8 protein-coding genes are annotated in these 13,234 nt (G+C 55.6%); 5 read left to right on the top strand and 3 right to left on the bottom strand.

The features are described 5' to 3' along the window. Positions 1-28: 28 nt before the first annotated feature. Positions 29-1,303, top strand: coding sequence for a glucose-1-phosphate adenylyltransferase (gene glgC, locus K0I31_RS05925; RefSeq protein ID WP_220044626.1), 1,275 nt, complete (start codon positions 29-31; stop codon positions 1,301-1,303). Next, positions 1,296-2,966 (top strand): glycogen synthase, encoded by a 1,671-nt coding sequence (locus tag K0I31_RS05930; RefSeq protein ID WP_220080222.1) that lies wholly within the window; start codon positions 1,296-1,298, stop codon positions 2,964-2,966. The genes glgC and K0I31_RS05930 overlap by 8 nt, the downstream gene beginning before the upstream one ends. Positions 2,967-3,087: 121 nt before the next feature. Here K0I31_RS05930 and K0I31_RS05935 read toward each other — a convergent pair whose 3' ends face one another. Further along, positions 3,088-3,561 (bottom strand): LabA-like NYN domain-containing protein, encoded by a 474-nt coding sequence (locus tag K0I31_RS05935; protein ID WP_220080223.1) that lies wholly within the window; start codon positions 3,559-3,561, stop codon positions 3,088-3,090. 193 nt (positions 3,562-3,754) lie between these two features. On the opposite strand from K0I31_RS05935, the gene K0I31_RS05940 reads away from it, so the two are divergent. After that, positions 3,755-5,338: a tetratricopeptide repeat-containing sulfotransferase family protein gene (locus K0I31_RS05940; RefSeq protein WP_220080224.1), complete on the top strand. Its 1,584-nt coding sequence runs from the start codon at positions 3,755-3,757 to the stop codon at positions 5,336-5,338. Positions 5,339-5,491: 153 nt separating this feature from the next. Here the strand turns inward: K0I31_RS05940 and K0I31_RS05945 are convergent, their stop codons facing one another. Further along, positions 5,492-6,643 (bottom strand): aspartyl/asparaginyl beta-hydroxylase domain-containing protein, encoded by a 1,152-nt coding sequence (locus K0I31_RS05945; RefSeq protein ID WP_220080225.1) that lies wholly within the window; start codon positions 6,641-6,643, stop codon positions 5,492-5,494. A 16-nt stretch (positions 6,644-6,659) separates the two neighbouring features. Beyond that, on the bottom strand, positions 6,660-7,727 hold the full coding sequence (locus K0I31_RS05950; protein ID WP_220080226.1) for a sulfotransferase family protein: 1,068 nt from the start codon (positions 7,725-7,727) through the stop codon (positions 6,660-6,662). Positions 7,728-8,051: 324 nt separating this feature from the next. On the opposite strand from K0I31_RS05950, the gene K0I31_RS05955 reads away from it, so the two are divergent. After that, positions 8,052-9,266, top strand: coding sequence for an efflux RND transporter periplasmic adaptor subunit (locus K0I31_RS05955; protein WP_220080227.1), 1,215 nt, complete (start codon positions 8,052-8,054; stop codon positions 9,264-9,266). Further along, positions 9,266-12,370 (top strand): multidrug efflux RND transporter permease subunit, encoded by a 3,105-nt coding sequence (locus K0I31_RS05960; RefSeq protein ID WP_220080228.1) that lies wholly within the window; start codon positions 9,266-9,268, stop codon positions 12,368-12,370. Before K0I31_RS05955 ends, K0I31_RS05960 begins: the two co-directional genes overlap by 1 nt. The last annotated feature ends 864 nt before the right edge of the window (positions 12,371-13,234 follow it).

Consider the following 13,234-nt stretch of genomic DNA (forward strand, 5'->3'; position numbering starts at 1 on the left):
TGTTTTTTATCTCAAGGAGTGAGTACCTATGCCTAACATGAATCCTAGCCCACGTTATATCAGTAATTTAACCCGAGAAACCTATGCATTAATCTTGGCCGGGGGGCGAGGTTCACGTCTGCATGAATTGACCGACTGGCGCGCCAAGCCGTCGCTCTATTTCGGTGGCAAGTTCCGCATCATAGATTTCCCGCTGTCGAACTGCATCAACTCGGGCATTCGCCGCATCGGTGTGGTGACCCAGTACAAGTCGCATTCGCTGATCCGCCACGTGATGCGCGGCTGGGGCCACTTCAAGAAGGAGCTGGGGGAGTCGGTAGAGATCCTGCCTGCCTCTCAGCGTTATTCCGAGAGCTGGTATAAGGGCACCGCCGATGCGGTATTTCAGAATATCGACATCATACGCCACGAGCTGCCCAAGTATGTGATGATCCTCTCTGGCGATCACGTCTATCGCATGGACTATGCGGGTCTGCTGGCCGCCCATGCCGAGTCGGGCGCCGATATGACGGTCTCCTGCCTCGAGGTGCCTGTGGCCGAGGCTGCGGGCGCCTTTGGGGTGGTCGAGGTGGATGAGCGCAACAAGATTTTGGGCTTCGAAGAGAAGCCTGAGCTGCCCAAGCACCTGCCGGAAAATCCCGAGATGTGTCTGGCGTCTATGGGTAACTATGTGTTTAACACCGAGTTTTTGTTCGAGCAGCTCAAGAAAGATGCCATGAACGAGAATTCGGATCGCGACTTTGGCAAGGATATCATCCCGTCGATCATCGAGGGGCACGAGGTCTACGCCCACCCCTTCAGAAGCGGCTTCACCGATGAGGAGGCCTACTGGCGCGACGTGGGCACTTTGGATTCCTTCTGGCAGGCCAACATGGAGCTGTTATCGCCCACGCCGGCACTCAATCTCTATGATGCCAAGTGGCCCATCTGGACCTTCCAGGAGCAGCTGCCGCCGGCCAAGTTTGTCTTCGATGACGACGAGCGCCGCGGCATGGCGGTGGACTCCATCGTCTCCGGTGGCTGTATCATCTCTGGCTCCACCGTGAGACGCAGCGTGCTGTTTAACGAGGTGCAGGTCTGCTCCTACTCCACGGTGGAAAATTCTGTGGTACTGCCCGATGTGGTGGTGCTGCGTCACTGCCAGATCAAGAATGCCATATTAGACAGAGGCTGCATCATCCCCGAGGGTACGGTAATTGGCCACGACCATGATCACGACAGGGCGCGGGGCTTTAGGGTCTCGGAAGGTGGGATCACCCTGGTGACCCGTGACATGTTGGGGCTACCGGTGGGTTATGAGTAAGACGCAGGGGGAGAGCGCCATGAAGCGCGTGTTGATGGTCGCCGCCGAGAACGGCGCGCTCAAGGGCGCCAAGGTGGGCGGCATGGCCGATGTGATCCGCGACCTGCCGGGTGCCCTTTATCCGCTGGGCGTATGCAGCGATGTGATCATGCCAAGCTATGGTTTTCTGCATCGTCAGCAGGGGGCCGAGCCCCTGGGCGAGCTGGTGGTCGACTTCTATGGTCAGCCCCACTGGCTGACCCTCTACCGCGCGGCGCATCCCAGCCTGCCTGAGGTGAACCTCTTCTTGTTGGATCACCCGCTGTTCGATCAGGGCGGTAAGATCTACACCCCGGGGGCGAGCGATCGCCCTTTCGCCGAGGATGCCAACAAGTTCGCCCTGTTCTGCCTCGGTGTCGCCAAGGCGGTGTTGTCCGGCTTGATGCCAAGGCCGGATCATCTGCATCTGCATGACTGGCACTGCGGCGTGCTGGCGCTGCTGCGGGCCTTTGCCCCCGAGTATGCCGCGCTGCAGGCGATCCCCTGTGTGTTGTCTATCCACAACCTGGCAATTCAAGGGGCGCGGCCCTTAACTCAGGAGCACTCCTCCTTGCAGGCCTGGTTGCCGAGTCTGTTTGCCTCGCTTGGCAGTGATGCGCTCAATCAGGTGATCGATCCCAGGTACCCCCAATGTTTCAATCCGCTGCGCGCCGCCATAGTGCTGAGCGATCGCGTGCATCTGGTGTCCCCCAGCTATGCCCAGGAGGTGCTGCATTCCTCATCGCCTGAAAAGGGGTTTATCGGCGGTGAAGGCTTAGAGGCGGACCTAAAGCAGAAACAGCAAGCAGGCGCGCTGCATGGCATCTTAAACGGCTGCGAGTATCCGAGTAAGTTGAAACGTTCGGGTCAGCTCAGCAAGCGTCAGGCGCTGCTCAGGGGCAACACAGACAAGCTGTTGCCGCTCATCGACAGCGCCGAGCAGGCGATACAAGGCTGGTTATGCCAGACGCCTTGGGTGCGCAGCGTCGATCAGCAGGCGCTGATGACTCTTGCCCGGCTGAGGCGACAATCGGAATTTCAGGATGCCCCCAGGCTGCTGCTGACCTCTGTGGGGCGCCTGACGGATCAGAAGATGGCGATCCTCTGCTATCGTGATGAGCAAGGTATCAGCACACTAGAACATCTGCTAAAGCTCTTGGCTGAGCATGCGCCTAACGGCCTGATGGCTATCCTGGGGAGCGGCGATGAGGCGATAGAGGCGCAACTGGCACAGCTCGCCGGGCGCTATCAGAACCTGCTCTTTATCAACGGCTTCGACTTGCCATTGTCTGACACCCTGTACGAGTGCGGTAACCTGTTTATCATGCCCAGCTCCTTCGAGCCCTGCGGCATCAGTCAGATGCTGGCGATGCGGGCCGCTCAGCCCTGTCTGGTTCATGGCGTCGGGGGGCTGAAAGATACGGTGAGTCATGGCGAAGACGGGTTTGTCTTCTATGGCGACAGTCTGGCGGAGCAGTCGAGCGCCTTGTTGGAGACCCTGTCGCAGACCCTGCCGCTCATCGGTAAGGAGGCCTGGCACGTTATCTGTGATAATGCCAGTCAGAAGCGTTTTAGCTGGGGCGCCTCGGCAAAGCGTTACTGTCAGCACCTCTACTGCCTGACAGCCTCAGGCGATAATGACTGACCTTGAGGGACTAACGTGAGTGGTTAACGTCAGGGGCTAATGTGAGGGGCTAATGTCAGGGGCTATCGTGATGGGTTAACGTCAGGAGCTAGCTTGAGCGGCTAGCTCCCGAGATGTGCGACTAGCGCAGCAGTTCACCTTCTATGGGATGAAACTGGGTGGCTGCGTCCATCAGCGCCTTGGCACTGAGCTCAGGCACGCCGTAAACTTCAGTTTCTAGGGAATACTTGCGGCCAATATGCTCGAGCAGCATGGCGAAGTCGCCATCGCCCGAGAGTAAGATGACAGTATCCACCTCTGGGGCATGCTCCATGATATCTATGGTGATCCCAACGTCCCAGTCGCCCTTTGCGCTGCCATCGCTGCGCTGGATAAAGGGTTTCAACTTGACCTCGAAACCGATATGTTTCAGCGCATCCTGAAACTTTATCTGGCCATCATCACCCCGGTCGATGGCATAGGCTAGCGCCGCAACTATCTCCCCCTGCTCACTAAGACGCTGCCACAGCGCGTGGTAGTTAAACTGACGACCATAGGCCTGGCGGCAGGTGTAATAGATGTTTTGTACATCGACAAAGAGGGCGATCCGTTTCAATTTGACAGCTTAGCTTGTTGAGTCATGGCTTGACCTTAACTTAGTGGCTTGATGAGGGGAAGGGGCTGGGGGAATAAACTGACTTTGTTAACACTTCGTTGCTTTTGTCTGGGGGCGATGTTTAGAATAGGCCTGCAAACCAAGATCACAGTCGCAGTCACTTAAATAATAACGATAACAACAGGAGTATGACTTGAGTCGAGAAGCGCGCTATTTAGAAGAAGCCAGAGGCTTTTATCAGAGTGGAAAATTCTCCTCTGCCGGTATCTATGCCCGTAAGGTGATTCGCAGAGAACCCAGTAATGGTGAGGCGCAGGCGCTATTGGGTCACCTCGCTTTTCGAAGTGGTGAGCATCAAGAAGCCTTGAGCTGCTACCTAAAGGCCCAAGCCGCTGGATTTCAAGATAAAGAACTGCGCCTAAATATGGTGACCCTGCATGAGCGCCGCGAGGCCTTCTTCGATGCCGTCAACTTACTCAGAGACTTGGTTGAAGAAACGCCGCAAGATTTAAGCCTGCAACTGCGTCTGGGGATAAACGCCAGCCGCACCGGCGATATGGCGACGGCCGAGTCGGCGCTACTCGCTGCGTTAGCGGGTAATGAGCAGGCGGCGCAGGCAAGCCTCAACCTTGGGCATGTCTATAAGGCCAAGGGGGACACAGATAAGGCCGCAGCCTTCTACCATGATTATATTCATCTGGCGCCCAGTCAGCAGGCGACCGCCTACTGGAGCCTGGCGGATCTGAAAAACTACCGGTTCACCGAGCAAGATGAAACTGCTCTTAAGGCCAATATTGCTGCCGAGGAGTTCTCTCAGGCGAGTCAGTCGCTATTTCATTTTGCCCTGAATCGTGTCTATGAGCAGCGCAAGCAAGGTGAGCAGGCCTTCGATGCGGTGCGAATGGCCAACCAGCTGATGCGTCCACTACGCCCCTTTAAGAGAGAGGCCTTTACCCGCTTGGTCGATAGCCTCAAATCGGCTGAGGTGAAGCCGTGCGGTGAAGAGACTAGCGGGCCTTGGACACCTATCTTTATCGTTGGCATGCCGCGCTCGGGCACCACCCTGTGTGAGCAGATCCTGGCCAGCCACTCTCAGATTGCGGCGACAGATGAGCTGCCCTTCATGGAGCGTCTGGCATTGAGTCTGGAGATGAAGGGAGGCTATGGCGCCATGTTGCCCCGGCTGTCAGATGAGCAGATAGCCCAGATGCGCCAGCAGTATATCGAGCAGGTGAACCAGTATCTCCAGGCCCAGGGTGAAGCGTCGCCAAGCCTTGTGATAGACAAGAACCCCAACAATTTCATCCATATTGGTCTCATCAAGACACTGTTTCCTGAGGCCAAGATCATCAATGTGATCCGCGATGCCAGAGACAACGCCATGGGGGTCTATAAGCAGCACTTTAGCCATGGTCATGACTACTCCTACCATCTGGATGATATCTGCCACTATTGGCAGCTATATCTGGAGTTGATGGCCCATTGGCAGCAGGCCTACGGCGATAGCCTGTATCACCTCTGTTTCGAGCAGTTGGTGAAGGCGCCGGATAAGCAGATCCCGGCCATGGTGGACTATGTCGGTCTGGCGCTCGAGCCTGCCTGTCTTAAGTTCTATGAATCAAAACGCAGCGTGCTGACTCCTAGCGCCAGCCAGGTTAGACGGCCGATGAATGTAAAGGCGATAGGTCAGAGTGAGGCCTATGCAGCCTTTATTCCCAATGCCTATCGCACCCTGACCGAGATTGCCGATAGGGCCCACAAGAGCTTCTTGAGTTGACGTGGCGTTAGCCAAGCTTGTTGAAGTAAAAGTTGACTAAAACAAAGGGCGACACAAGTGTGTCGCCCTTTGTTATATGGCTGAAGCCGATTGGCTAACGTTAACGGCCATCGCTAACGGCCAGCGCGAACGGCCATTACGAACGCCTAGAGGTTAGTTAAGCTGACCGTGGCACTGCTTATATTTCTTGCCAGAGCCGCAGGGGCAGGGGCTGTTGCGAGTCAGTCCGGGCTCGGGTTGCTGTTTCTTCATCGTGCTAGCGACTGGCGACGATGGTGCGGGTCTTGTTTGTGAAGATATGGGGGCGCTGGGTGTTGACGTAGGTTGAGGCGCGGCTGTATTTATCTGAGCCAATTCAGGGCTCATGGCCGGCCCCATGATCAGATGCACAAGTATCTTCATCGCCGACGTCTGACTGTCCACCATCACCTGCTGTTCCAGCGGTGCCGCCTGCGCCAAAGTTTGTTGTCGCAGTCGATGGAAGGCGTCCCAGCCGGCCTTATCATCGCCAAACTGTGACCAGAGTGCCTGCCAGTCTAGCGCGAAGTCATTGAGTAACTTGATAAAGGCCCGAGTTGCCACTGAGCTATTGCCCGTTGCGCTTTGGACCTGAGCAGTCAGCTCCTGGGTTAGCAGACGTACCTCGCTGGGGGGCATCACCAAGGGGAAGTTCACCTTCTCTGTGATGATCTCTGCAGGTTTTTCAGGGATGAAATTTAAGTGTTTAGGCTTAAAGCTTGGGTCATCTAAGTCGCCATAGGCCAGCGATGCCTCGTTGACCATTTGCCAAAAACGACTCGAGCCCATGGTGTCGATAACCAGATGCACCCGCATCTTGTCACTCTTGTTCACCACCTTGTGGTATTTCCAGGAGTCGAAAATCCAGCATTCTCCCTCGCCCATGTGTACCTGCTTATCGTCGCAGTGAAACTGCACCGCCTCGTCTGTGACTATGGGGATATGGATACGCACCCGGTTGTGCCAATGGTAGTTGATGTCGCTGTGCAGGGGCACCTCGCAGCCGGGGGCTAGACGCATCAGACGAGAGCGGCCAATTACCTCGCCGAAGGAGGCGATCACCTGCTGGAGATAGGGACTCTGCAGCAACGCAGGAGTGGGGCTCATAGGGCCCTTAAATTCGTTGTTAAAGCTGCCGCCGACCGAGATAAGGGCGATGGCCGAATTGCCTTTAAAGCTCTCATGATGGGCGCGCCAATCATCTTCATCGAAGGCGGCTAGCTCCTGTTGCAGGCGCTCGACATCGAAACTCAGGGGCAGGCGGTAGAACTCTTTCGCTAACTTCATAATCTCTCTTGTATCCCTATTGCAGTTTGCCGTGGCAGGCCTTGTATTTCAGCTCAGAGCCGCAGGGGCAGGGGGCGTTACGGGCGGTGTTTGGGTAGCGAGTGATCGAACCCTCGGTTGACTGGGCATTAGCTTGCTCGGGTTTGGTCTCTACCTTATAAGGGGGAGTTGACGCTGGCGTTTGTTGGTCCTCTGGTGGCGAGGGCAGATTTGTCGCAAAAGGCAAGATGTCTCGTGACGCCAGTCGCTGATTTATCTTATGCAAGCAAGCTTGTGTTTTTGGCCAGATGGTGGCGATGGCCGAATAGTTGGCCAGCCATTTATCGGCCTTAGGGGCCGAGACTGTGTAGCGTGAGAGAGGCAGCTTGGCTTCGCAGCGCTCGGCTAGTGAAGCGTCTAAAGGAAGCTGGCAGAACTTGACTATTTTCTGGGTGGTGCCCTTAGGATCGGCAACCAGATCATGATAGCTGACTAGGTGCCAACGCTCTTTCGGCAGCTTGTCCAGCGAGGCCATGATGTGCTCGTTGGCCTGACACCACTGGAAGCAGGCGACCTGTTCTAGTGGCTTTCCTCTGAGCGCCTGCCAACCCGGTGGCAGTAGGAGTGACCAGTCGCCGCCCCAGCCGGGCAGGCCAGGGTAGGTGCGAAAACGGCCGCTGCGCCAGGCCTGCATTATGCTGGCAACATTTTCCTTGGGATCCCGCACCAGATAGATGAAGCGGGCGTCGGGAAAGAGCTTAGCGAGAAAGTCGATACGCAGGCTGTTTTTTGGGGTTTTCTCCAGAAAGCGGATCGGTCCTAAGCTCTTCTGGTAGGGTTTCTCCTGATGATCCCTCAGTGCGGCCTCAAAATCTGCCTTGAGCTGCTGGTCAATATCCGCATCCCAGTCGCTGATATCCAGCGCGTTGGAAGCAAATCCCTTGGCGGTGATGTTGAGCTGCCTGTGCTTTTCTATTACAGCGTGGCTCTCGCCACCAATGGTCCAGAGTGATTCGCTATGGCTTAGGAGTTCAAAAAGCAGGGTGCTGCCGGATCGCGGCGCCGAGATGATGATAATGGGTCTATCGAAACAGGATTGATGCAACAGCGCCACCTTCTGTAGGGTGTTTTGATATTGTTATGGTGGCTTTACTTTAATGTTATTGCAGAAAAACTCAAGTGGGCGGCTCGTTTGGCCGTTCCAAGTTATGGCTCTGGTAGAGGGGATGTGCAGGGTTCAACAAAAGTGAAGTCTGGGCGTCTGAATGAGTTTTGGCGATAGGTAGATGCGGGCCGACACATCTGCTTGCACTCTAACGCTTCAATGAATGTGACGCTTTGCGCAGCTTTACATTGCTTTACCCTCCAAAGGGCGGCGCCATTTTACAATAGGGGCAGTCGAAAAGCCCATGGATAAGATACCGCCCCAATGGATAAAAAATACCTGTATGTTCCTCTTGGCGTGCTGGCGCTAGCCGCCTTGCTCACCTTTGCCGTCGCCGCCAATCAGGCCAAGAATCCGTCGTCAATATCTCAGCCCCAAGCTGTAAACGGCAAAGCTGCTAATGCCAACACAGCTAATGTCAAAGCTGGGGCCAGAGCCGTGCCGATTGCCAGTGCCCGGGTCGAGGCCCATGAAGTGGCTCAGCATCTCTCTTTGGTGGGCAAGCTTGCCGCCAATCGCTCGGTGCAGATAGCTGCCGAGGTATCGGGTAAGGTGCAGGCGATCAACTTAAGCGACAACCAGGCTGTGTCTCAGGGGCAGGTATTGGTGCATCTCGAAGATGCCAAGGCCAAGGCAAATCTTGCAGAGGCCAAGGCCTATCTGAACGATGAGCGGCGCAAGTTAGGCGAGTACAAACGGCTCATAGAACAGCACGCCATTACCCAGACAGAGATAGATGCTCAGCTGGCCAGTGTCGATATCGCCGAGGCCAGGCTGCAGGCCGCCCAGGCGGATCTGGATTATCACACCCTCAAGGCCCCTTTCGACGGTGTGATTGGGCTGGTGGACTTTAGTCTGGGCAAGCTGGTGAGCGTGGGCAGCGAGCTGGTCAGCCTGGACGATCTCTCCAGCATGCGTCTGGATCTGCAGATCCCCGAGCGTTATCTGTCGCAGATCTACTTGGGCATGCCAGTGGTGGCCAGCAGCAGCGCCTGGCCAGGCGCCCAGTTTCATGGTCAGGTGGTGGCCATGGCGCCGCGGATCAATCCCGAGACCCTTAATCTTAAGGTGAGGGTGAATTTCGACAATCCCAGCCTTCAGCTCAGGCCTGGCATGTTGATCTCGGCGCGGCTTAATTTTGCCCCTGTGACTCAGGCGGTGGTGCCGGTTCAGGCGCTGGAATACTCAGGCACCAAACGTTTCGTCTATGTGATCGATGGCGACAATATTGCCCGCCGCACTCAGGTGACCCTGGGGGCGCGTATCGACGATCAGGTGTTGATCGATGAAGGCTTGTCTTTGGGCGACAGAATCGTGGTTAAGGGGCTGGTCAACATGCGTGATGGCATCATGGTTGAAGATGTTGAAGCTGGCCAGCTCGCCGAGGGGCTGGGAGGCAGGCGTTTGACTCAGACCCAGGCTCAGACTCAGACTCAGGTCCAGACGGGCGAGACCGAAACCGCGCGGGGGCAGAGCTAATGTTGCTGTCGGATGTGTCGGTAAAACGCCCTGTGGTGGCGATCGTCTTAAGCTTACTGCTGTGTGTATTTGGTCTGGTGAGTTTCTCCAAGCTGGCGGTGCGAGAGATGCCGGACGTGGAGAGCCCCGTGGTGACTGTGATGACCAATTACAGCGGCGCCTCGGCCAGTATCATGGAGAGTCAGATCACTACAGTGCTCGAGGGTGAGCTGACGGGGATCAGCGGCATCGACGAGATCACCTCCGTGACCCGCAACGGCATGTCGCGCATTACCATCAGCTTCGATCTGGACTGGAACCTGACCGAAGGGGTGAGCGATGTGCGCGACGCCGTGGCCCGCGCCCAGCGTCGTCTGCCCGACGAGGCCGATGAGCCCATCGTCTCCAAGGATAATGGATCGGGCGAGCCTTCCGTTTACATCAACCTCAGCTCCAGCACCATGGATAGGACTCAGCTGACCGATTATGCCCAGCGGGTGCTTGAGGACAGGTTTAGCCTGATCACCGGGGTGAGCTCGGTAAATATCTCCGGCGGTCTCTACAAGGTGATGTATGTGCAGTTGGATCCTAAGTTGATGGCCGGGCGCGGGGTGACCACCACAGATATTACCGATGCGCTGCGCAGCGAGAACGTGGAGAGCCCAGGCGGTGAGGTGCGCAACGACACGACTGTGATGACGGTGCGCACCGCCAGACTCTACCTGCACCCTGAAGACTTCGATTACTTGGTGGTGCGAACCGCCAGCGACGGTAGCCCCATCTATCTCAAGGACGTGGCGCGGGTGTTTATCGGCGCAGAAAATGAAAACTCCACATTCAAGAGTGACGGTGTGCCTAACCTCAGCTTAGGAATTGTGGCGCAGTCGGACGCCAATCCTTTGCAGGTGGCGCAGCGGGTGCGCGAGGAGGTGGATAAGCTACAGAAATTCCTGCCCGAGGGCACTCAGCTGTCGGTGGATTATGACTCGACCGTCTTTATCGACCAGTCTATCGGTGAGGTGTACAACACCCTCTATATCACCGGGGCTCTGGTGGTCTTGGTGCTCTATCTGTTTATCGGTCAGGCGAGAGCGACGCTGATCCCCGCGGTGACTGTGCCTGTGTCGCTGATCTCGGCCTTCATCGCCGCCAACTACCTGGGTTACTCCATTAACCTGCTGACCTTGATGGCGCTCATCCTGGCTATCGGCTTGGTGGTGGATGATGCCATCGTGGTCGTTGAAAACATCTTCCATCATATCGAGCGGGGGGAACCTGCGATTCTGGCGGCCTATAAGGGTGCCAGAGAGGTGGGGTTTGCCGTGGTGGCGACTACCGCCGTGTTGGTGATGGTGTTTCTGCCTATCTCCTTCATGGAAGGCATGGTGGGGCGCCTCTTTACCGAGTTTGCCGTGATGCTGGCCATGGCGGTGATCTTCTCATCGGTTATCGCCCTAACCCTGACCCCAGTGCTTGGCAGCAAGCTCCTCAAGCGTAAACACAGGCCTAATGCCCTTAACCGCCTGATGGACAGCGGCTTTGCTCGACTCGAAGCCTGGTATCGTCGCGCCGTAGCCTGGGCGGTAGGTTACCGCTTGGCGGCGCCAGTGGTGATTGTCGCCTGTGTCATAGGTAGCGGTCTGCTGATGAACCAGGTGCCGGCGCAGCTGGCGCCTCAGGAAGATAGAGGCGTGATCTTCGCCTTCGTCAAGGGCGCGGAGGGCACCAGCTACAACCGGATGACGGCCAATATGGATATCGTCGAGCAGCGCCTGATGCCGCTGCTCAGTCAGGGCGTGATCAAATCCTTTAGCGTACAGGCGCCGGCGTTCGGGGGGCGGGCCGGGGATCAAACCGGCTTTGTGATCATGCAGCTAGAGGATTGGCAGACCCGTGATATCAACGCGCAGCAGGCGCTGGCTGTGGTGGCTAAGGCGCTGAAGGGGATCCCCGATGTCATGGTGCGGCCCATGTTGCCCGGCTTTAGGGGCAAGTCCAGCGAGCCGGTGCAATTTGTGCTGGGCGGCAGTGACTATGATGAGCTGTTTAAGTGGGCGAGCGAGCTTAAGGCGATCGCCGATGCCTCGCCAATCGTCACGGGGGCCGATCTTGACTATGCCGAGACTACCCCAGAGCTGGTGGTGAGCGTGGACAGGCAGCGCGCCGCCGAGTTGGGGATCAGCGTGGCTCAGGTGTCCCAGACGCTAGAGGTAATGCTAGGTGGACGCAGCGAGACCAGCTTTATCGAGCGCGGCGAAGAGTATGACGTGTATCTGCGGGGCAAGGAGGAGAGCTTTAACAGCATGGCGGACCTGAGTCAGATCTATATGCGCGCCGCCAACGGTGAGCTGATCACCCTAGATGCCATCACTCATATCGAAGAGGTCGCCTCGGCCCATAAGCTAAGCCATACCAATAAGCAGAAGTCGATAACCCTCAAGGCCAACCTCGGTGAGGGCTATACCTTAGGTGAGGCGCTGGACTTCCTCGATGCCAAGGCTATCGAGATCTTACCTGGCGATATCAGCATCAGCTACACGGGGGAGTCGAAAGAGTTTAAGGAAAATCAGAGCAGCGTCATGCTGGTCTTCGGCTTAGCGCTGCTGGTGGCTTACCTGGTGTTGGCGGCCCAGTTCGAGAGCTTCATCAACCCGCTGGTGGTGATGCTGACGGTTCCCATGGGGATCTTCGGCGGCTTCATAGGTCTCTATCTGATGGGGCTCGGGCTCAACATCTATAGCCAGATCGGGATGATCATGCTGATCGGCATGGTGACTAAGAATGGCATCCTGATCGTCGAGTTTGCCAATCAGCTCAGGGACAGGGGCGCCTCGCTGGATCAGGCGATACTGGACGCCTCGGCGCGTCGCTTGCGACCCATCCTGATGACGGCCTTCACTACCTTGGTCGGTGCCGTGCCCTTGATTTTATCGAGCGGCGCCGGTTCTGAGAGCCGGATCGCCGTGGGCACAGTGGTGTTCTTCGGCATGGCGTTCGCCACCCTGGTGACCCTGTTGGTGATCCCCGCCATGTATCGGCTGATCTCGGGTCGCACCCGCTCACCTGGCTTCGTCGCCGCCCAGCTTGAGACCGCCATCGCCAAACAGCAGGCTAGTGGCGCCTGAGTGGCTGATTGTTAGATTAGACGACTCGATGCAAGAGTGACGCTCCTGTCTTGCCTCTGTGTGAGATAGGGGCAAGACAGAGACAAGACCTTCACAGTGCTTCATCTGATCCTTAGGGGGTAAAGGTAAAATGCCTTTCACAGAGAACTTGTCTCAGTGCCAATGCTGTCGAGGTCGATGTTGAGCCGGTTGACCCTGTAAGTTGCCAACTCTTGGCTTGCTAACTTGTTTCCTTAAATACAGAGAGTGTTATTCAAAGGCATTAGTTAGGAAGAGCAGATTTAAAGATGGAGCTGACTCATTGCCGATGAAATTGAGGCGTTGGATTATCTTTTACTTATTATTTCACATTGATAATCGTTTCTAAATTTGTTGTCTTAAAGATGATTGTCATAAAATGTGATTGTCATAAGAGATGATTACCTCAAACAATTCATTAGATTAATTTCATGTTTCTATGTTTGGCCTAAATAGCCATTAAGTTGAAAAATTTACATCTTAAAGAAAAAGTGAATATTTCACAGGTTTTGTTGATTAAATATTCACCATAATAACTGAGATGGAGCGAGTGTCATTAATACGACGGCTGACTCTATCTTGTTTTCATCTGGCTAGTTGTTTAATTAACGCCACCTGCTTTCTAATAAATCCTTTTTTCTCAGTTGTTTAATTTATGTTGGATTTTTTGCTTTAGTTTGGGATTGTTTGTTTATTAAACTGGTCATGCCAGTGTCAATAAAATAGCACTCCTGCTGGCTAAGTCCGCTATTCATTCAAAATTCGATGTTCCTCCTGTTTGCATGATTCAATTTGGTTAAAAATGTTGCATTTTGTATCGATGGCGTGTTAAATCCGCTTTCTATC

It is taken from the genome of Shewanella spartinae, assembly GCF_019457555.1.
GTDB lineage: Bacteria > Pseudomonadota > Gammaproteobacteria > Enterobacterales > Shewanellaceae > Shewanella > Shewanella loihica.